The following is a 20236-nucleotide window of genomic DNA, read 5'->3' as shown; positions in this document are numbered from 1 at the left end:
GCTCAGAGGTACGAAACATGCGAGGCGTAAACAAAGTCATCCTGGTGGGTACGTGCGGGCAAGATCCCGAGGTGCGCTATCTGCCCAACGGCAACGCTGTGTGCAGCGTGAGCCTGGCCACCAGCGAGCAGTGGACCGACAAGCAGAGCGGCCAGAAAGTTGAGCGCACCGAGTGGCACCGTGTGGCGCTGTTCGGCAAGGTCGCCGAGATTGCCGGCGAATACCTGCGCAAGGGGTCCCAGGTCTACATCGAGGGCAAGCTGCAGACCCGCGAGTGGGAAAAAGACGGCATCAAGCGCTACACCACGGAAATCATCGTGGACATGCAGGGCACCATGCAGCTGCTCGGCGGCCGCCCACAAGGCCAGGATAACGGTGGCCAGCGCCATCAGGGCTACCAGCAGTCCGGCAACGCGCAAAATCGCCAGCCAGGCACTGGCCAGCGCCCCCAGCAGACGCGCCAGCAGGGCCAGCAGGGCCAGCAGTACGATCAGACTCAGCAACACCGCGCCAATGGCCCCCAGGGCGGTACTCCCCCTGATTTCGAAGACGACGACATACCGTTCCGGCCCATGCACTGGCTGCAGGGTACGTAAGCCCTGATGAAAGTCCAAGAGTACTTGAATAAAACGCTGTTCACCGTCGCAGCAAAGGCCGGCGCTCGCCAGGCCCTTGCCGAGGCCGTCGCCGAGTTCCAGGCACGTCAACAGCGCAGCTCGCCACTGGCCCAGGCTCAGACCCTGGCCACTGACAGGAAGTGACCCCATGTTTTTCAAGAATCTGCGCGTGTTCCGCCTGACCCAGGCCCTGCCATTCGATCCGCAAAGCCTGCAGGACGCCCTGTCCAGGAAGCCGGCGCGTGAGCCTGGCAGTCAGGAGCTGTCCACCTATGGTTTCACCGCACCGTTCGGTGAGGGCGAGGATGCGCCCCTGGTGCATGTGAGTGGTGATTTCCTGATGGTCTGCGCAGCCAAGGCGAGCCGTATCTTGCCGCCGGCGGCGATCACCAGCGAGGTGAAGCGCAACATCAAAGGGATCGAGGTGGAGCAGCTGCGCAAGGTCTACAAAAAAGAGCGCGACCAGATCCGCGACGAGGTGATCCAGGCGCGCCTGCCCCACGCGTTCATCGATCGGCGCAAGACGTTCGCCATGATCATGCCGCGCCATGACCTTATCGTGGTGAATGCGAGCTCTGCCAGCACCGCCGAGGATCTGCTGTCTACCCTTCGCGAAGTACTGGGCAGCCTTCCAGTGCGGCCGGTCACAGTGAAGATCGCCCCAAGCGCTACGATGACCGATTGGCTCAGACAGCAGAAAGCGGCGCCGGATTTCTATGTCCTCAGTGATTGCCAGCTGGCCGACCCCGATGAAAGCGGCGGCCGCGTAGTCTTCAAGGCACAGGATCTGACCAGCGAGGAGCTGCAGATGCACCTGGCCACCGGCAAGCTGGCCACCAGCATGAAACTGGCGTGGCAGGACAAGCTGTCCTTTGCGCTCGATGACAAGCTCGGCATCAAGTCGGTGAAGTTTGAGGCGCTGCTCGAAGAACAGGCCGAGGCGGACGGCGGGGAGGATGCCCTGGGCCAGCTCGATGCCAGTTTTCACCTCATGGGCCTGACCTTCGCCGAGTTCCTGCCGGCGCTGTATGAGGTGCTGGGCGGAGAGGAGATACCGCAAGGCCTCAACGATGCAGTGCCGAGCGTATCGGTAACTGCGATTCAGGTGCGCACCGGGCGCCCTGAACGCCAGATCGACCTTGAGGAAGCCATTGCGGCCAGCAAGGCCATGAACGATGACGATATCGGTGGTGAGGATGATCCCTTGTTCGCCAAGGCGGTCGCTCATGTACGCAAATCGGGCCGCGCGTCGATATCGTCGGTACAGCGGGCTTTGCTGATTGGCTACAACCGTGCGGCTCGCATGATCGAGCTGATGGAAGACACCGGTGTGATCACCCCCATGAACACCAACGGCGGCCGCGAGGTGATTCAATGAACACGATGATGGTTCTGGTGCTGGCTCTTGTAGCGCCTGTGGCGGCTCTGGTGGCGTTTCGTTACTTCAAGCGGCCTGCCACCACCCGAAACGGCGTCACGGCTCGCTGTGCGGCTGTGACGGCGTTCCTGGTGCTGATGGTTTCTGCCAGCCTGCTGCCTGGTGCGCGTATGCGTGATGCGCAGGCTGCTGTGGACCGTGCAGACCTGGCCCTTGCAAGTCGCTTGTCAGAAGTACAGCAAATGAGCGAAGCCTTGGGCAGCCCGCAGGCCTATATCGAATATCTCAAGGCAGTCGGCGACCGGCGATGACGCTGGGCGCCTCGGCGCTCTGCACACCTATCGACCATCTGCCAGAAACGACCAAAACAGATTTTTAAGATTTAAGCAGATTAGGTATATAAGATTTAGCGATTGTGCATAACCGCTGCAGGCCTTACGCCCCGTGGCCTGCAGGTCAAGGATAACCCTGTGGACAGGTGCTTAAATTACGGTTTGGGGTGCTTAAATTACGGTTTCGGGTGTTTGAATTACGGGTTCTGGTGCTTAAATTACGCCTTCAGAGCTCTTGGGTGCCCAAATTACGGTTTTTGGCCATAAATTGCCAAAAACCGCGCATTTTTTTCCGCTACAAACCGCGCCATGCTTGGGTTTCAGCCTCAAGCACCTAGTGAAAACGTAATTTAAGCACCCTCCTCCCAAGCCTTTGCCAGCGCCTTTGCATCACAGATTCTACGGACCTAGCCATGACCAACAAACCACCATCAGAACAAGCTACCCGCAAGATGCAACAGCTGCATGCGCTGCAGCAAAAAGCCAAGACCAGAAAGCCTAAGCAAAAGCGCACCGAGGAGCAGGTCCCACTGTTTCAGGATATCGACGTCGAGTCGAGTAGTTCCCAGGTGGTTGCTGAGCCGGCAGCTGAAAAGCCCAAGCGTGGACGCAAGCCCAAAGCCAAGGCTACGGAGTTACAGGACCTGTTTGCTCCAATGCTGTATGACGTCAGCGCGCGCGACCATCGAGCGGTGATGGATGTGGCGCCGTTTCGATTGTCCAAACGTGATGCCAGAGCGAACGAGGTCATCACCTATGAGCTCGACGAGGGCACCGTTACGATCACGTCGGGTCCGGCGGGCATGGCGTCGGTGTTTGACTACGACCTGGTGCTGATGGGAATCTCAACCCTTACCGAGGCCATGAACCAGTACCGCGACAAGCCTGGCGCTGAGAAACCTGGCCGCAAACTCACTCCCCAACTGGTAGACATAATCAAGTTTTGCCGTAAGGAGAATGGTGGCAATCAGCGCGAGGCCATTGGCAAAGCCATTGATCGACTGATGGGTACCAAGGTGACTATCAACCGGCCTCGGATAGTGAATGGCGTACAGAAATGGATAGATGAATCGTTCACCCTGATCAACGACGCCAAGGTGGTCAGCTCAGGCGACGATCGTAAAGTCGAGTATGTCGAGTTTGCCCTGCCCAGCTGGATGTATGACGACATAACGTCTGGCGATCGGCCTGACGTGCTCACCATGCACCCCGACTACTTTTCGCATGAGTCGGGTATTGCCCGGTTCATCTATCGCTTTGCACGGCGCACGGCCGGCAAGACGAATTCAACTTGGACCTTCGAGAACGTTTACGCGCGCAGTGGTAGCACCGGCGACCGCAAAGGTTTCTATCGCAACCTGCGCAAAGTGATCACGGCCAATGACGTGCCCGAGTACGACCTGGCCGAAGTCCAGGGCAAAGAAGGGCCGATGCTCAGCATGGTGAAACGATCGAGCATCGAGCACTTGAAAGGCTAGCCCCGAAGGGTACACTAGCAACTATCAGGGGCTGCTTTGCGCAAGCCCCGCCACCCGAAAGGACGCCCATGCAGATGCATTCTGCTATCGACTACGCGCGACTCTGTTGCGCTATTCTGCTTGAGCTCACCATGAAACGAATCGACCAGTACCGGCCACCTGAGCCGGCGGATCTGCTTGCGCTGAAAAGCAAACTGCAAGCCACTAGCGCTGAAATGGCGCGCCTGGCTGGCCTCACTCAGGGCAGCCAGTGGCGCAAGTACACTGGCAGTGCAGATCCCCGCGCCCTGGGCATGCATATGCATTTTTACATGGCAGCGATCCTGACCCTCAATGACAGTGACATGGAGCGAATTACGGCAACCATGCAAGCCCACGGGGCCCAAGTTGGCACCGTGTCGATGGATCTTGCCGCTAGTACCCCTGCAGCATTGGAATGATGCAGCTATAGCACCGAAAAGGTATGGTTCCGATATTGAAACGAGCCCGACTCACTTTATTAGTACTGAGGTATTCATACCGTGGACATGACCTACACCGCAAAGATCGTCATCGACATTAAGGCCACCAGCGCAGAGCACGCTAACGAGCTGTGGCTTGCTGCCGTCCAGCTGATCGAAACAAGTGCAGGCAGCGGCACCAGCTATCACCCAGGTAAAGGCGAGGTCAGCTTTACGGCAGTGGAAACTGGCAATCCAGATGCCGGCAGTTTGCAGCGTGAGCTGCAGGCCGTCATGGACGCTGCGCTGCGCAAGCAGGATTGATAGGTAGCACTGCATGACTGACGATAACCCGTTCGACGAGCTGGCCAACAGCGGTGTGCTGTCGATTGATGACGTGCTCAATATCAGTGACCCATCCACGTACCTGGTGCGTCTGTCTGGCGACAGCATGCAGGGCGCTGGCATGTACGACGGGGATCTGATGATTGTCAGCAAAGGCATCGAGCCAGTGCGAGGCCATATCGTGATCGCCGTGGTGAATGGCGACGCCATGGTGAAGCGCCTGGATCACAACGGATACCACCATGTACTCCGATCTGCAAACCCAGACTACCCACCCCGCCATGTGATGGAGGGGGATCAATTCGACGTGTGGGGCGTGGTGACGCACACCGTTCACCCTCATGAGCGAGAAAGCAACTGATGCCTCAGAAATACCTCAAGCTCAATCAGCAGGCAGCCATCAAGGACCTTGAGGCTGCACTGCGTAACATGAAGCGCGCAGGCCTGGTGATGGTGGGCATTGACGGCGCCTTGCTCGCATCAGTCCGCAATGATGAACTCGAACAGGAAATGCTAGCCCGATCGGCCTGTGAGGCCATCCTTGAGCGACAAAACAACGATTGCCCGCTCACCCACGATATCAACCACTACGGCTGTTACCGCGATAGCGGTGGCGCGTGAATCCGTTGAATCACCCCTGATCCAAACCCTGATCACCATAGCAAGCATATAACTTCAATATTGAAACGACACTGATTCACATGACAAGGAGTCTGCATCGTGAACACATACCAAACGGCTCAAGAGCACAGTAGCGCGCTGGACAACGCCATGAGCGAAATGGCGGCCGAGCGTGAGCGTCGCAAGAATGACCCGGTGCCGATGTGTCATTTCAAGCCCATGGCTTTCGATATCGGCGAGGAACCATGTCATGGATGGTATGAGTGCCGCGTGTGCGGCCACACCGAGGACAGCCAGGAAGCGTGGGACAAAACGTGGATACTGCACTACCGCCGTCACGCCCGCCCGAGCCCCCTGGTGGAACGGTACGCGGCGCGGGTACGTGCTTGGAAGGAATCGGTCGAGTCCGGCGCGGTAAACCTCAATGTGGCCTACTATTTCGGCCGTAGGGCTCGCGAGCAGGGCAAAGGATGGCTGCGCTGCGCCAACCTGAGCTATGAGGGCCAGCTCGCGGCACGTTTGGGTTATGTGGACACGGCGCGTAGCCTGATGCACTTGCGCACTGAATGGATAGGCGAGTTCGGTACCGGCCTTACGATGACGAAGCAGGCTTGAGCGAATAGGCACAAGTGCCTATCATGCTGCTTTAGGCACTTGTGCCTATTCACTTATCACTGAGCAAGCCATGGACAACCGTACACGCTACCTCGCCCTGCTCGATGCGCACCGCATCACTCAAGCCGAAAGCGCCCGCCTTATTGCGTACCTCACCAAGCGGCCATGCTCGGCACGCACAGTGCGCTCCTGGCTGAATGATCCAGACAAGCCGAGCTCGCGGCCCTGTCCAGATTGGGCGATCGAGGCGCTTGAGCAAGTCATACGCTACATGGGGTCGTTTGCGGGAGAGGGCGAAATCCTACGCTAAGGCTTTGGCCAACGATATTCTCCGGTAAGATTGATGTGTTCCCAGGGGATAGGAGAAGTCGCTTGATATCTAGTATGACGTCTGTCGCACCTGCTTGATCGCGGCCGCGATAGCTAGATCGCGTTGCTCCTCTTCTCCATCCGCGTTCCAAGCTGCGGAAAGGCACCCATAAGCGTACGCCTGGTCGAGCAGGCGACGCGGATCGACGTCCAGCGCACGAGAGAATGCGTCCGCCATCTGTGCAATGCGTCTAGGATCGAGACAAAGGTCGTCTCTGTCAGCCGGATCGTAGAACATATTGGCGGCGCCAAAGCCCACTTCACCGACCAGACCGACGGGATCTATCACCAGCCAGCCGCGACTGGAGAACATGATGTTTTCATGATGCAGATCGCCATGTAGCCCACGCAGTTCCGAGGCATTGCTCATCATTTGATCGGCTATAATCGCCGCGTGGACGTAGTCAGTTTGACAACCTGCGTTTTGATCATCGCGCGCCCGCTGAAACAAAGCTGCAAAGCGATCCCGGATCGGGAGAAGGGCAGAAGGCAGGGGTTCCTCAGATGCGGCATACAGCTTCGCCATTAGTTCCGCTGCAATTTCGGTCGCCTGGTAGTCGCCGTGCTCGGCAACGATGTGAGAGAGCATTCGCTCCCCGGCATATTCGAGCAACATCAGATTGTTCTCACGACCGAGCAACCGGACTGCTCCCCTCCCATTGCGCCATACCAGATAGTCGGCCCCGCGCAGTTCATCAGCAATGTCTTCTATAGGTTTCAATCCCTTGACGATTGCAGGAGTCCCGTCTGGCAATGAAACTTTCCAAACGAGGCTGGAAAAGGTGTCCGCAATGAGAACAGGTTGCGAAACGTGCCAATGAGCAGGAAAAACAGGCGGCATGAACATCAACCCCAAGTCAGAGGGTCCAATCGCAGATAGAAGGCAAGGCGTTCGCGGTCGGGGGCTTCGATCCCCAATACATTGAATAGGACAGCGAAGGCGCGCTCTGCTTCATCTGGCGCTGCCCAGTTCTCTTCGGCGTTAGCAATCATGAGTGCCAAATCGGCATAGCGATCTGCTGTTCCGAGCCGCCCAAGGTCGATCAGACCCGTGCATTGAAGAGTTTTAGGGTCCACCATGAAGTTCGGCATGCAGGGATCACCATGGCAAACAACCATATCGGTGCGCTCTTGGTCGAGCCGCACCGGTAGCTCTCGTTCGACACGAGCCAAAAGATCGAGCTGCGGCGTACTCTTGTCCTCGTCCGGTAAGAAGTCGGGATTGACGGCATTGCGGGACACCACATCAACGGCGCGTCCGAACATTCGCGACAGCCTGCGCTCAAACGGACATTGATCAACCGATAGGCTGTGAACAGCGCCAAGTTGCTGCCCCATTGACGGCCACGCTTTGAGCAAATCCGCTCCAGACAGATCAGCCGCCGGTACTCCCGGAATTGCCGTTATCACCAAGCATGCACCCTCCTGTTCCTCCTGCCAGTTGATCACCTCGGGGCAAGCCACACCTCGACCTTTGAGCCAAATGAGGCGGTCACGCTCTCCAGCGAGCTCACCGCGGCGGGAAGCAGGTGCGATTTTCGCGAAGGCATGCCCGTCACCACGTCGAAAAACAAAATCACCAGATTCTCCGCCTCTGACAGGCAACCAGTCAGAATGCGATTCACCAAAAAAAATATTAGTTCGATTCAATGGAGGTTCCTTCAGTTTTCTGATGAAGCGCGGAGGTGGCTCAACCTGCGAAAAGAAACGAGTTGCTACGTAAGTCCGAGAACATGCTTTCCATGGTCTCTGAGCTCGCCTTTGGGACCGACATATCGGTAGAGAGTGACGCGCTCGATGCCGAGTTCCTTGCAGAGATCGGAAACTGAAGTATCGCGCTGGGCCATGGCGGCTTGCGCGAGACGCACCTGAGCTTTGGTGAGCGCGAATTTTCGTCCGCCCTTGCGACCGCGCGCTCTCGCGGAGGCGAGACCCGCCATGGTGCGCTCTCGGATCAGATCCCGCTCGAACTCGGCCAAGGTGGCGAAGATTCCGAACACCATGCGACCGGACGCAGTCGTGGTGTCGATCTGAGCGCCCTTTCCAGTCAGAACCCGCAGGCCGATCTTGCGGTCTGACAGCTCCTTCACCGTGTTGACCAGATGGGCAAGCGATCGTCCGAGGCGATCGAGCTTCCAGACCACCAGCACATCGCCGTCACGCAATGACTTGAGGCAGGCAGTCAAGCCAGGGCGATCATCACGACCGCCGGAAGCAAGATCATCATAGATATTGTCCCGTTCGACACCTGCGGCGCGCAAGGCGTCGTGCTGCAGGTCGAGAGACTGCGAGCCATCGGCTTTGGAGACGCGGGCATATCCGATCAGCATGTATCACAAACGTTGGTTTGAGGCGGCGCTTCGGCCACGATTGCATTGACCTCTGGAAATGTATCTCAACCAGCTTCATAAACAAAGCGTCTTGAACGCTATCAGATTTTGAAAAAGGAACATGTATGCCGCGTCGCGTCACTCTAACCGATCGGCAGAAAGACGCGCTGTTGCGCTTGCCGACTTCACAGACGGATTTGCTCAAGCACTATACGCTGAGTGATGAAGACCTTGGGCATATCAGGCTGCGTCGGCGCGCTCACAACAGGTTCGGCTTCGCCCTGCAATTGTGTGTCCTGCGCTATCCCGGCCGGGTGCTGGCTCCAGGCGAACTGATCCCTGCAGAGGTCATCGAATTTATCGGAGCGCAGCTTGGCCTGGGTGCCGACGATCTCGTAGACTATGCTGCCCGCGAGGAAACACGGCACGAGCATCTTGCCGAGTTACGGGGGCTCTACGGCTTCCGCACCTTCTCCGGACGTGGTGCGAGCGAGCTGAAGGAATGGTTGTTCCGAGAAGCCGAGATGGCGGTGTCGAACGAGGATATCGCCCGTCGCTTCGTAGCCGAGTGCCGACGCACCCGCACTGTCCTTCCCGCGACATCCACGATCGAGCGGCTTTGTGCCGCGGCTCTCGTCGATGCCGAGCGACGCATCGAGACGAGGATCGCCAGTCGGCTGCCTATGTCGATCCGAGAACAGTTGCTGGCATTGCTCGAGGAGACGGCTGATGATCGGGTGACCCGTTTTGTGTGGCTGCGCCAGTTCGAGCCTGGCTCGAACTCTTCGTCGGCCAACCGGCTGCTCGACCGGCTCGAATATCTGCAACGCATCGATCTCCCCGAGGATCTGCTTGCCGGCGTTCCTGCCCATCGGGTGACTCGTCTGCGCAGGCAGGGTGAACGGTATTATGCCGACGGCATGCGCGATCTCCCGGAGGACAGGCGGCTTGCGATCTTGGCTGTTTGCGTCTCGGAATGGCAGGCGATGTTGGCCGACGCAGTGGTCGAAACCCACGACCGGATCGTCGGCCGTCTCTACCGTGCTTCGGAGCGTATTTGCCATGCAAAGGTCGCAGACGAAGCGGGGGTGGTGCGTGACACCCTGAAATCCTTCGCCGAGATCGGGGGCGCCCTGGTCGATGCACAGGATGATGGCCAGCCGCTGGGCGATGTCATCGCGAGTGGGTCAGGGTGGGACGGCTTAAAAACCCTTGTTGCAATGGCAACCAGGCTGACCGCCACCATGGCCGACGATCCGCTCAATCATGTGCTCGACGGTTATCACCGCTTCCGCCGATACGCTCCACGCATGTTGCGCCTGCTCGATCTGCGAGCTGCGCCCGTTGCACTGCCGCTTCTGGAAGCGGTGACGGCCCTTCGTACCGGTTTGAACGATGCCGCGATGACCAGCTTCTTGCGGCCCAGCTCGAAATGGCATCGCCACCTTCGGGCCCAGAGGGCTGGCGACGCTCGCCTATGGGAGATCGCGGTGCTGTTCCATCTGCGCGATGCGTTCCGCTCCGGAGATGTCTGGCTTACTAGGTCCCGGCGCTATGGCGATCTGAAACACGCACTCGTTCCGGCACAATCCATCGCGGAAGGCGGTCGTCTCGCTGTGCCATTGCGGCCGGAGGAATGGCTGGCAGACCGGCAAGCTCGCCTCGACATGCGGTTGCGCGAGCTTGGCCGTGCCGCTCGCGCAGGCACGATCCCGGGCGGGTCGATTGAAAACGGCGTTCTGCATATCGAGAAACTCGAAGCCGCCGCGCCGACAGGCGCCGAAGATCTGGTGCTCGATCTCTACAAGCAGATCCCGCCCACGCGCATCACCGATCTCCTGCTGGAGGTGGATGCGGCGACCGGCTTCACCGAAGCGTTCACCCATCTGCGCACAGGAGCACCCTGCGCTGACCGGATCGGGCTAATGAACGTTATCTTGGCGGAAGGGATCAACCTCGGCTTGCGCAAAATGGCGGATGCGACAAACACCCACACCTTCTGGGAATTGATCCGCATTGGACGGTGGCATGTCGAGGGCGAAGCCTATGACCGGGCGCTGGCCATGGTGGTCGAGGCACAGGCAGCGTTACCCATGGCCCGGTTCTGGGGCATGGGCACGTCGGCTTCGAGCGACGGACAGTTCTTCGTCGCTACAGAGCAAGGTGAGGCCATGAACCTGGTCAACGCGAAATATGGCAATACCCCGGGCCTGAAAGCCTATAGCCACGTCTCCGACCAATATGCGCCGTTCGCAACCCAGGTGATTCCTGCAACGGCAAGCGAAGCGCCTTACATCCTCGATGGCCTGCTGATGAACGATGCTGGACGCCATATCCGCGAGCAGTTCACCGACACGGGCGGCTTCACCGATCACGTCTTTGCCGCATGTGCCATTCTCGGCTACCGGTTCGCTCCGCGCATCCGCGACCTGCCATCCAAACGGCTCTACGCGTTCAATCCGTCGGCCGCCCCGGCGCACCTGCGAGCGTTGATCGGCGGAAAGGTCAACCAAGCCATGATCGAGCGCAATTGGCCCGACATCCTGCGCATCGCCGCCACCATTGCTGCCGGGACCGTCGCGCCAAGCCAGATTCTGCGGAAACTCGCCTCCTATCCGCGGCAGAACGAGCTCGCGACAGCCCTGCGGGAAGTCGGTCGCGTCGAGCGCACCCTGTTCATGATCGACTGGATTCTGGATGCCGAACTCCAACGGCGTGCCCAGATCGGGCTCAACAAAGGCGAAGCTCATCATGCGCTGAAGCGGGCAATCAGCTTCCACCGCCGCGGTGAAATCCGCGACCGTTCCGCCGAAGGCCAGCATTACCGCATCGCCGGCATGAATCTGCTCGCCGCCATCATCATCTTCTGGAACACCATGAAGCTCGGCGAGGTCGTTGCAAACCAGAAACGCGATGGAAAGCTGCTATCGCCCGATCTCTTGGCCCATGTTTCGCCGCTCGGATGGGAACACATCAATCTCACCGGAGAATATCGCTGGCCAAAGCCTTAGCGTAGGATTCCGCCCCCTCCCGCAAACGACCCCTTATGGTGCAGCGCCGGATCGCCGATCTGTGGCGTCAGGCTGCCGCCGATGTCCCCGCTACCGTCAATTGGGCCGCAATGTACAAAACGCTGCTCGGCGAACTTGTTGCCTTGAGCGCGCAAGGTGCGGTGCCAGATGCTGAGTTGCGTGCCCGTCTTGAAGCCTTGATCACCGAAACCCAGAAACGCAAACCACCGAGCAGGGCCTCCCTGGTCCGCGAGGGATTGATTGATGGAATTCGCCCCGTGCGGTCGTTGCTCGTCGCCATTGCAAAGCTGCCCTGGCAGGCCACCGGCGAGCATCCTGCCATCGAGTACCTTGCCAAGCTGCAAGCTTTATATCTCAAAGGATCCAGAAAGCTGCCAGTTGAAGTGGTGGCACCAAGTCTGGGAATGATCTGGCAGGTTTCGATCTCCAGCCCAGACCGGGAACGGGCGTTTCAGGCGTTGGAGGTGGCCACCCTGTTTGCCCTGCGCCGCGCGGTGCGCAATGGCTCGGTCTGGATTGAGCACAGCCTGAGCTTTCGGGGTCGTGCGCGCTTGTTCTTCACGGACGAGCGTTGGCAGGCAGAGTCCAAGAAACACTATGCCCGTCTATCGTTACCCAGCAAGGCTGCCACTTTCTTGAAGCCTTTGCTGGCCAGAGTAACTGCCGGTGTCGATGCGGTGGCCGCTGCAGCCCGCAGTGGCGTACTGCGCGTGGATGATGAACTCCATTTGTCGCCATTGCCCGCAGAGGACGAAGACCCAGAAGTGACCAAGCTGCGCGCGGCTTTGGATCACCGCATCGGTGAGGTTCAATTGCCGGAAGTGATTCTGGCCGTTGACGCCCAGGTGCGCTTTAGCTGGATCATGCTCGGACGTGAGCCGCGCTCTACCGACGAGCTGCTGATGGTCTATGCCGGCATCATGGCCCACGGCACCAGTCTGACTGCGGTCGAATGCGCGCGCATGATTCCGCAATTGTCTGCCACCAGCATTCGCCAGGCCATGCGCTGGGCGCGGGACGAACGGCGTCTGAGCCAGGCCTGCCAGGCTGTGCTGGAATTCATGCAGCGACACCCGATTGCCGCCACCTGGGGGCGGTCCGATTTGGCATCTTCTGACATGATGACCATGGAGACCACCAAACGGGTGTGGCAAGCCCGGCTTGATCCTCGGCGCAACACACCTTCCATTGGAATCTACTCCCATGTAAAAGACCGGTGGGGCATCTTCCATGCGCAGCCCTTTGTGCTCAATGAGCGCCAGGCGGGCGTGGCCATTGAAGGTGTCATCCGCCAAGAAAAGCTGGAGACCAGCCAGCTTGCTGTGGATACCCATGGCTACACCGACTTTGCCATGTCACATGCCCGTTTGCTTGGTTTTGATCTTTGCCCGCGGTTGAAGGAACTCAAACAGCGCCACCTCTTTGTGCCACGCGGCACCAAAGTGCCCGCAGAAATCGCTGCGGTGTGCGAAGCCAATGTCGACGTCGCTTTGATCGAAAAGCATTGGGATAGTCTGGTGCACCTGGCAGCCTCGGTCATGAGCGGACATGCCAGTGCGGTGGCAGCTCTTGCGCGGTTCGGTTCTGCCGCCCAGGGCGATCCAATCTATGAGGCTGGCGTGCAATTGGGGCGGTTGCTGCGTACGGCGTTTTTGGCTGACTACTTTGTCAAGGACGCTTTCAGGAACGAGTTGCGCCGGGTGCTCAATCGGGGCGAGGCTGTTAACGCCCTCAAGCGCGCCATTTATACCGGCCGGATCAGCCCGGCGCAGGCCAAACGTGTCGATGAAATGCAGGCTGTGGCCGATGCGTTGAGCCTGATGGCCAACATCGTGATGGCGTGGAATACCTCACAGATGCAGGCGGTCCTGGATCGCTGGTCGAACCGCCGCCAGGTCATTCCACCGGAACTGATCGAGAAGATTGCGCCCACCAGGCTGGAGAGCATCAACTTGCGGGGTGTGTTTCGCTTCCCGGTTGACCGCTATGCTGACCAAATCCTGCCTTCGCGGCCAAATGCATCGATAACTGGCACCAATGGATGAAACCGACCACGGTTTGACGCCACGAATCGCAGATTTGAAAGTGAACAGGAAAGTCAATGAAATCAACGATCTACCAACACCACCTCCGCGCCAGTGCTAGCTTTTCGTACCGTCACTTATTGCACTGAAAACGAGGAGACCCCGATAACTGTTGGCGTGTACGCGCACGGCCCGATGGACATGGCGTAGGTGAAGCCCTCGACGGGCTGATCTCGGTCGACGAAGCTGAGCAGCTGGGCGAATCGTCCGGAATGAAGATACCGGACGGCCGCCGCCCAGCGCCAGCCGGTTTGCGAAGGAAGCTGAGCGACGATCTCTGAAGTGATCGACACCACGTCGCGTTGGGTGTGCCTCCCGGCCAAGCTCTCAAGCGCCAAACGCTCTAGGCCTTCCACGGGCGATGTTGCGGTCAAGCGCCTTTTACGTGCCGGGGTTGGGCTGAGCCCAGGATCCCGTCGGACCGGAATCACCTCCGATCGGGCGGTCCCGGTGCCCCGTGGCCGTTGCGTCGCATGGCCACGAGAGAGGGACGTTTCTGCCAGGCTGCCGGCGGGCAGTTCGGTGTGAACGAGTGGCATGGCTAATCCTGGTTCGAATCCATCGAGAGGCGAGATTGCTCTCGCCTGCTGTTGACACTGCGCGCGGCCGTTACTGGGGTTGTACGCCGGAATCCCAGAAATTTCCGTCAGCCCAGCTCCAGTCCCGCCACGAGCGCATCCAGGTCGATGAACTTGCCGTCAGTCTGGAAGGTGTAATGCCCGTTCAGCAGGATGTGCCGCCAGGCCGCTGGCGACATCTGCGTGATCAACGCCAGCGCCTTGGCATTGCCAGCTGCCTCGTACTTCGTCAGCAGCAGGGACAGGATCGCCGAGTTGTAGAAGATGATCGCGTTGCCGATCAGCCTGGCGCACTGGTTGCTGATCTCGATTTCGATGTCGGTGCGGCCGGTCAATTCCTTCTTCCCACCGACTTGGGCGATGGTCGAGCGTAGCTGGTGATAGGACTCAATGCGGTTCTGCGAGCGGTGAACATTACGCTCCAGTTGCGGGTCGCGCAGGTAGCGCAGTGTGTAGATACTGCGGATGAGCTTGTCGAACTCGAAGATTGCGCGCCGCGTCGGGTTCGGCGCCGTATAGGTGCACAGCTTGCGGATCAGCGTGCCCTGCGTCATTTCCTTCAGGCCCAGTGTGGCGACGATTCGGTCGATGTTCGCCTTCTCACCGACGATGAGTTGCCGGTCGATCTGGCCAGCCGGCCGGATCAGGCATTTCTCGTACAATGCCAGATCATCGGCGCAATACAGCTCCTGCAACTGGTCGTCGAGGTCGGTGAAGCGCGGCTCGAAACGAAGTCCGAACCAGTGCAGGATGGCGAAGTTGGCCTTGTTGATGCTGTGCATGTCGCCGGTGATCGCGCTCGGCACGATGTCCGACGTGTTGCGGTACCAGATGTCGAACACGTGGTGAGCCTCGTACTCGTGTGCGCCTATCAGGTAGCCGTTCAACGGCACGTGATTGCACAGCAGCGTGTAGGCGACGACGCCCTTGCCGCGGCCGAAATATTTGCGCGAGTAGCGCGCCTTCACAGTTGGTCGCTCGACGCCGAATTTCTGCCCATCAACGGCACCGTACAACGAATCGAGGTCGAACGAGTAATGCGGGAAGATCGGCAGTGCGGCGATGGCGTTGCTGATGCAATCGTTGGCCACATGTAGCGTCGCCTGGCGCAGGTACTGCTGGTAGGTACTCTCCAGGACGTGGTACGGGATGTCGCTGGTACGTGCCATAACCTGGTTGCCGTGGTTCATGGCTTGGGCAATGATCACCGCCATCAGACTGTCGGCGTCGGCTACCTTCTTCGCATAGCGTGGCTGCAATGGTGTCAGCGCCGACAGGAACTGGCACTGGCCGTTGACGAAGCGAAACACGTCGGCGACATCGCAGTATGGCAGTTGCTCGTAGAGAGCTTGCTCGCGCGCCTTCTGGTTCTCCCCCTTGGGCTTGCGCCAGGTCAGTCTCTGCGTGTCCTTGTCGTATTCCAGGTGCGTCAGCTTGCCCTGTTTCAGCTCGCGATTGAACGCCACCCATTGCGCACGCAACTCGGTCGCCAGTGCATCGAGCTGGGCACTGACCGGCTGCCGCAGGAAGGGGATGTCCATCTGCGCGAGCACGGCGGCTTTCTCGTCCATCGAAACCAACTCGTCGGACAAATGCCGGTGCTGCAAGCTATCGTCAATGTAGAGCTCGCCCGCCTGGAAGCGTTTCCTGACCTGACGGTAAAGCCAGAATTCGTAACGATCGGCATGCAGGCCTGTCGGCGTGCCTTCGGCATCGAACATCAGCAGGTACGGACGCAAGCGTTTCGGCAGCGTTGCCGCCGGACATTCGTCGAGTGGCCGTTGTGATAGGCGCTGCTGCTTGGCGAACACGCTCTTGGCCCAAGTCAGCGCCGCGAGCCATGGGTTATCGGGGGCCGTGCCGGCGAAGTCGAGCGCGACGTACAGCGGCCGTAGATGGCGTCGAATGCGTTCGGCCAGGCCGTCCACCGCCTGCCAGTGCAGCGCCAGTTTGTTCAGTGGCTTGACGCTCATGCGCTGCGCCGTGTTTTGCAGCAATTCCCTGGACATGATTTTGTAGGCGCGTTGGCGCACCTCGCCGAACGGCGTCGGATCGGCCACGCTGTCGTCCACGTACAGCGACAGCAGGCGGCCAACCTGCGGCGTTTCCTGATGGCGTCGCAGCTGTTCGGCGACAAAGGACTGTTTCGCACCCGTGCGGCTCTCGTCCTCAAGTTTTTTCATGTGGAAGGCCATCGCGTCGACCAGGTTGTCGGTGAGCTGCCGGTAACGTACCCAGGCATAGCACAGCAGGTAGAGCCGGGTCTGCTCCGCCTTCAGGTGGCGCAGGTCATGGACGGTATAGAAGTTCGCCAGGCTCGCGTAGTACAGCAGGTTCTGCTGCGAGATGCCGAGCTTGGGCAGCAGCGCCTTGGCGATCCCGTGCAAGGACTTCAGCGTGGCGCGCTTCTCGCGCTCCCCTGCCATCTGACGCCAGCCGAAATCTTTAGCGTCCTGCTTGAGCGCTGCCAGTTGAGACAGGGTGTCGTCACGCACCAGGAGCTGGCCCAGCGCAGCTTTGGCCGATTCGTCCAACACTTCTGCCAGCAAGCCGCCCAAGCGCCTGCGTTCGGTGGACAGGGCTTCACTGACCAGCTCTTGTAAGGTGGTGTGGCCGGGCCGGATGATTTTGTGCTCGCTGAGCCAAACGATCAGTTCGGCGGCCACGAATCCTGGCATTACGTCGCGCCGCACGATCTGTTCAGCCTGCTGTGCCAGTTGCGGCAGGAAGCTAGCCGCCCACGACCGGTAGCCGAACAGTTCGGCGATCTGACCCCTCTGGCTGTAGTGCTCATGCTTGGTGATCGCCTTGCGTTCGAACGCTTCGCCGTGGAAATAGCGACTCAGCACGAAGGCGCAATCGTCCTCGACCTCATGCCAATCGAAGCGGAAGAAAGCATGCTTGGCCTTGAAGTAGCCGATCTGCAAGACGCAATAGACTTGGGCCTGCAGGCTAGGCCGGCTGCTGGCGAACGCCAGTTCAGATTCGGCCAACGCCAGGTATTCCAGCCGCTGAGCATCGTCGAAGTCCGGTAGGCCGTACAAGGCTTCCTGCTCTGCGTCAGAAAAGACGGTGAGTAGCTTATTCTTGTTGCTCATCGACCGTCCTTCCCGCACCACGCCAACCTGCTCGCGTCAATGTTTCGATCAACGTAGTGCGCTTGACATTGAAGTTGCGGCACACCGCCGCCTTAGACATGCCGCCATCGAGCGCGGCGACGATGGCGTCCAGCTTCTCACCAGTGATCGCCTGCGGCCGGCCGCCGATCCGGCCGCGTTTGCGTGCGGCGGCCAAGCCCGCGACGACGCGCTCCTGAATCAAGGCGCGCTCGTACTGCGCGAGCGCACCGAACACCTGGAACAGGAATTCGCCCGAGGGCGTCGTAGTGTCCAGGTTCTCTGTCAGCGAGCGGAACGCCACCCGCTTGTCCTTGAGCGAAGTCACAATGGCGAGCAGGTGCGACAGCGAGCGACCGAGCCGGTCGAGTTTCCACACCACCAGCACATCGCCGGCTCGAACGAACTCAAGCGCCCGCGCCAAGCCGGCACGGTCATCCTTCGCGCCAGAGGCACGATCCTCAAACAGGTGACGCGGATCGACGCCGGCGGCGAGCAGCGCGTCGCGCTGCAAGTCCGTGCTCTGGCGGTCGGAGTCCGACGACACGCGCATGTAGCCAACCAACATAGGCGGATAACCATCAAAAACAGGTTTCCGCATAATAGTGAATAGCGATAGAGTTTTCCGTACATTTTTGAGGGGGTGTTGCACAGGTAGCACAGCGGCGGCTGACAGCCTGTCGCAAAACAAATGTTTTACGACACCTCCTTGAGGTTGCCGCGTTTACATCATTACCTGAACAGGTATAAAATTCCGTCATGACAAACAAAGAAAAACCGCTCGAATGGATCGCGAGCAGCCACAAGGATTTGATGGCGTTGCCGTCCGACGTGCGTCGCCGTTTCGGTTACGCGCTCTCGTTGGCGCAGATAGGCGATCAGGATGACGCAGCAAAGGTGCTCAAGGGGTTCGGTGGTGCCGGCGTGCTGGAGGTCGTCGAAGACGATGCCGGCGGCACCTATCGAGCGGTATACACGGTCAAGTTTGCGGAAGCGGTGTTCGTCCTGCACTGCTTCCAGAAGAAGAGCAAGAGCGGAATCGCCACGCCAAAGGCCGACATGGACATCATCCGCGCTCGGCTGAAGGTGGCCGAGGTATTGGCACAGGAGCTACGAAATGCAAAAACGAATCATTGAAGGCGTCGAGGTTCAGCGCAGCTCGGGCAACGTCTTTGCCGACCTTGGACTGCCTGACGCTGAAAAGCTCAAGATCAAGACCGGCCTGGTGGTCGAGATCAGGAGGGCCATGCGCGCCCTTGGGCTGACTCAACAAGCGGCGGCCAAACGCATGGGCATCCCGCAACCGAAGGTGTCGGGCATGATGCGCGGCGACTTCACCAATCTATCCGAACGCAAGCTGATGGATTGTCTGAATCGCCTCGGCTACGACATCGAAATCAAGGTACGGCCAGCAGCCGAGCCGATCGGGCATCTAACGCTCGCAACCGCTTAATCGGAGCTCTCCTGATGGCAGCCCGCATCACCGACGACGAATGGGACGAACTGACTCCCGAGAATTTCGATACCACGGCACTGCTGCGTGCAGTCGATGCCGTGGACGTGCTGCGCGGCGATTTGAATGACAGCGCAGACGGCGCACCTCCGCAACTGCGCACCGACCTGTTGAAGCTGCATCAACTGGCAATGGCCGCGTTCAACGAGGGATCACGCAGCCGAGTGGCTGAGCTATTTGATCTCGCCGTGGATCTTCAGGATCAGGTTGATCATCTGATGACCTCGCTGGAACAAGTGCAAGAAACCCTGTCCCGGTGACGGCGCTCTACCCAGAAAGCCTGTCCTGAATGTTCTTGGAGACAACCACATCATGAGCCGCAGCCGCCGCAAAACGCCCATCGTTGGGCACACGACCTGCCGTAGCGAGCGCGAGGACAAGAAACTCTGGCATCAGCGCTGGCGAACCCACGAGCGCACCGCGCTGGCCAGCGCGTCGCCGGAAGCTCTATGCGCCCATCTGCCTCTACTGGAAAACCAGGTCAGCAACGTCTGGTCGATGGGTAAGGATGGCCGCTCCTACTGGCCCATCAAGCGCCAGGCCGCCACGGCGGATCGCATTGCCAACCACAAGGGACGCAATCCGCAAGAGCGCGCCTCCCTGAAAAAGCGTCTGCTGCGCAAGTGGATGAGCAAATGAACCTGTCCACCATCGAGGCGCTGGCTATCGCTTGGGCGCGAATCGCTGAAGAAGCAGAACTCCCAGCCGGCTACGAGGGCACGGCGACGCCAGAGGCGCATCGGGCCTGCGAGGTGATCCAGGAGCGGATTCGAGAGCACGTCGTCGCCACCAATGACATGCGGCTGTTCGGCCTGCTGCACCTGCTTGGGCAGGCGTCGCTGCGCATGGAGCAAGCGCTGTGGCCGGAAGAATATGCGCGGATGACCCGCGAGGTCGAGGAAGCTCTCCGAGAGGCCGACGACCCCAACGCCAAGTCGTACACCCACGAAGAAGTCATGCAGGCGATGCAGGAACGCATCGACCGAGCGCGAGACAAAGCCATGTTGATCGGCTGACGGAAATTTCGGCGGTTCCGGCTGATCCAAGAATCTTGGCGTGACCTTACCTCCGCTCTACCGCTGGGTGCCAGCCTCGGCGCACGCCTAACCACCCAACTCAGAAAGGAAAATAAGTTGGTAAAACGCATTCCCGTATCCGAGCTTCGTCTCGGCATGTACATCCACAAGCTCGCCTGCTCTTGGGTTCGACACCCATTCTGGCGCGGCAGCTTCCTGCTGACCGAGCCTCAGGATCTCTCTGCCATTCGAGAATGTGGCGTCGGGGAGGTCTGGGTCGACTTGGCCAAAAGCCAAGTCGACCCAGAGAGCCCAGAGAGCCCAGAGAGCCCAGAGCCCAGAGCCCAGAGCCCAGAGCCCAGAGCCCAGAGC

General features: G+C 59.5%; 20 protein-coding genes and 4 pseudogenes. 19 read left to right on the top strand and 5 right to left on the bottom strand.

The window, feature by feature from the left end; genetic code table 11:
- Positions 1 to 17: 17 nt before the first annotated feature.
- The 11 genes and pseudogenes from QMX89_RS09655 (at position 18) to QMX89_RS09605 (ending at position 5826) form a co-directional block, all read left to right on the top strand.
- Positions 18 to 596 carry a single-stranded DNA-binding protein gene (locus QMX89_RS09655; RefSeq protein WP_282347945.1) on the top strand — a complete coding sequence of 193 codons (579 nt, stop codon included), beginning with the start codon at positions 18 to 20 and terminating at the stop codon, positions 594 to 596.
- A 6-nt stretch (positions 597 to 602) separates the two neighbouring features.
- Complete coding sequence (locus QMX89_RS09650) at positions 603 to 761, top strand: hypothetical protein (RefSeq protein WP_282347944.1); 159 nt, start codon at positions 603 to 605, stop codon at positions 759 to 761.
- Positions 762 to 765: 4 nt separating this feature from the next.
- A pseudogene (gene rdgC, locus QMX89_RS09645) lies at positions 766 to 1683 on the top strand (recombination-associated protein RdgC); the annotation flags it as partial.
- Between the two features lie 120 nt (positions 1684 to 1803).
- A pseudogene (locus QMX89_RS09640) lies at positions 1804 to 1995 on the top strand (DNA translocase FtsK); the annotation flags it as partial.
- Entirely contained in the window at positions 1992 to 2306 is a 315-nt protein-coding gene (locus QMX89_RS09635; RefSeq protein ID WP_282347943.1) for a hypothetical protein, read from the top strand. The pseudogene QMX89_RS09640 and the gene QMX89_RS09635, both read left to right, overlap by 4 nt.
- Before the next feature lie 434 nt (positions 2307 to 2740).
- Positions 2741 to 3805, top strand: a complete 1065-nt coding sequence (locus QMX89_RS09630) for a replication initiator protein A (protein WP_282347942.1) — start codon at positions 2741 to 2743, stop codon at positions 3803 to 3805.
- Positions 3806 to 3873: 68 nt separating this feature from the next.
- The gene (locus QMX89_RS09625) at positions 3874 to 4245 is read left to right on the top strand and encodes a hypothetical protein (RefSeq protein WP_282347941.1); all 372 of its coding nucleotides are present in this window, start codon (positions 3874 to 3876) and stop codon (positions 4243 to 4245) included.
- 81 nt (positions 4246 to 4326) lie between these two features.
- Positions 4327 to 4569, top strand: a complete 243-nt coding sequence (locus QMX89_RS09620) for a hypothetical protein (RefSeq protein ID WP_282347940.1) — start codon at positions 4327 to 4329, stop codon at positions 4567 to 4569.
- Positions 4570 to 4582: 13 nt separating this feature from the next.
- On the top strand, positions 4583 to 4951 hold the full coding sequence (locus QMX89_RS09615) for a S24 family peptidase (protein WP_282347939.1): 369 nt from the start codon (positions 4583 to 4585) through the stop codon (positions 4949 to 4951).
- Positions 4951 to 5211: a hypothetical protein gene (locus tag QMX89_RS09610; protein ID WP_282347938.1), complete on the top strand. Its 261-nt coding sequence runs from the start codon at positions 4951 to 4953 to the stop codon at positions 5209 to 5211. Before QMX89_RS09615 ends, QMX89_RS09610 begins: the two co-directional genes overlap by 1 nt.
- Positions 5212 to 5310: 99 nt before the next feature.
- Complete coding sequence (locus QMX89_RS09605; protein WP_282347937.1) at positions 5311 to 5826, top strand: hypothetical protein; 516 nt, start codon at positions 5311 to 5313, stop codon at positions 5824 to 5826.
- Positions 5827 to 6205: 379 nt separating this feature from the next.
- On the opposite strand, the gene QMX89_RS09600 is transcribed toward QMX89_RS09605, so the two are convergent.
- The 3 genes from QMX89_RS09600 to QMX89_RS09590 form a co-directional block, all read right to left on the bottom strand.
- Positions 6206 to 7042: an aminoglycoside O-phosphotransferase APH(6)-Id gene (locus QMX89_RS09600; RefSeq protein ID WP_000480968.1), complete on the bottom strand. Its 837-nt coding sequence runs from the start codon at positions 7040 to 7042 to the stop codon at positions 6206 to 6208.
- Entirely contained in the window at positions 7042 to 7845 is an 804-nt protein-coding gene (gene aph(3'')-Ib, locus QMX89_RS09595; protein ID WP_001082319.1) for an aminoglycoside O-phosphotransferase APH(3'')-Ib, read from the bottom strand. The genes QMX89_RS09600 and aph(3'')-Ib overlap by 1 nt, the downstream gene beginning before the upstream one ends.
- A 65-nt stretch (positions 7846 to 7910) precedes the next feature.
- Positions 7911 to 8525, bottom strand: coding sequence for a recombinase family protein (locus QMX89_RS09590; protein ID WP_000904906.1), 615 nt, complete (start codon positions 8523 to 8525; stop codon positions 7911 to 7913).
- 125 nt (positions 8526 to 8650) lie between these two features.
- Between QMX89_RS09590 and QMX89_RS09585 the strand changes: the two genes are divergently transcribed.
- Positions 8651 to 11536 (top strand): Tn3 family transposase, encoded by a 2886-nt coding sequence (locus QMX89_RS09585; protein ID WP_001138082.1) that lies wholly within the window; start codon positions 8651 to 8653, stop codon positions 11534 to 11536.
- 32 nt (positions 11537 to 11568) lie between these two features.
- Positions 11569 to 13602: pseudogene (locus QMX89_RS09580) on the top strand (Tn3-like element IS1071 family transposase); the annotation flags it as partial.
- Between the two features lie 685 nt (positions 13603 to 14287).
- Here the strand turns inward: QMX89_RS09580 and QMX89_RS09575 are convergent.
- Together QMX89_RS09575 and QMX89_RS09570 are read right to left on the bottom strand one after the other, a co-directional pair.
- Positions 14288 to 17317, bottom strand: a complete 3030-nt coding sequence (locus tag QMX89_RS09575; RefSeq protein WP_024015041.1) for a Tn3 family transposase — start codon at positions 17315 to 17317, stop codon at positions 14288 to 14290.
- On the bottom strand, positions 17301 to 17903 hold the full coding sequence (locus QMX89_RS09570; RefSeq protein WP_010465829.1) for a recombinase family protein: 603 nt from the start codon (positions 17901 to 17903) through the stop codon (positions 17301 to 17303). Before QMX89_RS09570 ends, QMX89_RS09575 begins: the two co-directional genes overlap by 17 nt.
- 191 nt (positions 17904 to 18094) lie before the next feature.
- On the opposite strand from QMX89_RS09570, the gene QMX89_RS09565 reads away from it, so the two are divergent.
- From QMX89_RS09565 to QMX89_RS09540, 6 genes and pseudogenes are all read left to right on the top strand, one after another.
- Positions 18095 to 18472: a type II toxin-antitoxin system RelE/ParE family toxin gene (locus tag QMX89_RS09565; RefSeq protein WP_003151133.1), complete on the top strand. Its 378-nt coding sequence runs from the start codon at positions 18095 to 18097 to the stop codon at positions 18470 to 18472.
- Positions 18453 to 18788: a helix-turn-helix transcriptional regulator gene (locus QMX89_RS09560; protein ID WP_001172026.1), complete on the top strand. Its 336-nt coding sequence runs from the start codon at positions 18453 to 18455 to the stop codon at positions 18786 to 18788. The genes QMX89_RS09565 and QMX89_RS09560 overlap by 20 nt, the downstream gene beginning before the upstream one ends.
- Before the next feature lie 14 nt (positions 18789 to 18802).
- A pseudogene (locus QMX89_RS09555) lies at positions 18803 to 19137 on the top strand (transposase).
- 23 nt (positions 19138 to 19160) lie between these two features.
- Positions 19161 to 19487 carry a hypothetical protein gene (locus QMX89_RS09550; RefSeq protein WP_000091614.1) on the top strand — a complete coding sequence of 109 codons (327 nt, stop codon included), beginning with the start codon at positions 19161 to 19163 and terminating at the stop codon, positions 19485 to 19487.
- Positions 19484 to 19864: a hypothetical protein gene (locus tag QMX89_RS09545; RefSeq protein WP_001054412.1), complete on the top strand. Its 381-nt coding sequence runs from the start codon at positions 19484 to 19486 to the stop codon at positions 19862 to 19864. Before QMX89_RS09550 ends, QMX89_RS09545 begins: the two co-directional genes overlap by 4 nt.
- A 156-nt stretch (positions 19865 to 20020) precedes the next feature.
- Positions 20021 to 20236: DUF3391 domain-containing protein (locus QMX89_RS09540; RefSeq protein ID WP_254865990.1), on the top strand; the 216-nt coding region annotated here is incomplete at its 3' end.

Origin of the sequence: Pseudomonas sp. PS01301, from assembly GCF_029960215.1 — a bacterium.
GTDB lineage: Bacteria > Pseudomonadota > Gammaproteobacteria > Pseudomonadales > Pseudomonadaceae > Aquipseudomonas > Aquipseudomonas coleopterorum.
Note: the sequence above shows the minus strand (reverse complement) of the source record. Positions and strands in the feature narration are given on the sequence as shown.

What these genes read in the sequence shown, in the direction of transcription:
- QMX89_RS09575 (WP_024015041.1), bottom strand. Translation starts at nt 17,317, where the DNA reads ATGAGCAACAAGAATAAGCTACTCACCGTCTTTTCTGACGCAGAGCAG.
- QMX89_RS09560 (WP_001172026.1), top strand. Translation starts at nt 18,453, where the DNA reads ATGCAAAAACGAATCATTGAAGGCGTCGAGGTTCAGCGCAGCTCGGGC.
- QMX89_RS09625 (WP_282347941.1), top strand. Translation starts at nt 3,874, where the DNA reads ATGCAGATGCATTCTGCTATCGACTACGCGCGACTCTGTTGCGCTATT.
- QMX89_RS09615 (WP_282347939.1), top strand. Translation starts at nt 4,583, where the DNA reads ATGACTGACGATAACCCGTTCGACGAGCTGGCCAACAGCGGTGTGCTG.
- QMX89_RS09600 (WP_000480968.1), bottom strand. Translation starts at nt 7,042, where the DNA reads ATGTTCATGCCGCCTGTTTTTCCTGCTCATTGGCACGTTTCGCAACCT.
- QMX89_RS09650 (WP_282347944.1), top strand. Translation starts at nt 603, where the DNA reads ATGAAAGTCCAAGAGTACTTGAATAAAACGCTGTTCACCGTCGCAGCA.
- QMX89_RS09585 (WP_001138082.1), top strand. Translation starts at nt 8,651, where the DNA reads ATGCCGCGTCGCGTCACTCTAACCGATCGGCAGAAAGACGCGCTGTTG.
- QMX89_RS09635 (WP_282347943.1), top strand. Translation starts at nt 1,992, where the DNA reads ATGAACACGATGATGGTTCTGGTGCTGGCTCTTGTAGCGCCTGTGGCG.
- QMX89_RS09550 (WP_000091614.1), top strand. Translation starts at nt 19,161, where the DNA reads ATGAGCCGCAGCCGCCGCAAAACGCCCATCGTTGGGCACACGACCTGC.
- QMX89_RS09570 (WP_010465829.1), bottom strand. Translation starts at nt 17,903, where the DNA reads ATGTTGGTTGGCTACATGCGCGTGTCGTCGGACTCCGACCGCCAGAGC.
- QMX89_RS09630 (WP_282347942.1), top strand. Translation starts at nt 2,741, where the DNA reads ATGACCAACAAACCACCATCAGAACAAGCTACCCGCAAGATGCAACAG.
- QMX89_RS09590 (WP_000904906.1), bottom strand. Translation starts at nt 8,525, where the DNA reads ATGCTGATCGGATATGCCCGCGTCTCCAAAGCCGATGGCTCGCAGTCT.
- QMX89_RS09545 (WP_001054412.1), top strand. Translation starts at nt 19,484, where the DNA reads ATGAACCTGTCCACCATCGAGGCGCTGGCTATCGCTTGGGCGCGAATC.
- QMX89_RS09610 (WP_282347938.1), top strand. Translation starts at nt 4,951, where the DNA reads ATGCCTCAGAAATACCTCAAGCTCAATCAGCAGGCAGCCATCAAGGAC.
- QMX89_RS09655 (WP_282347945.1), top strand. Translation starts at nt 18, where the DNA reads ATGCGAGGCGTAAACAAAGTCATCCTGGTGGGTACGTGCGGGCAAGAT.
- QMX89_RS09565 (WP_003151133.1), top strand. Translation starts at nt 18,095, where the DNA reads ATGACAAACAAAGAAAAACCGCTCGAATGGATCGCGAGCAGCCACAAG.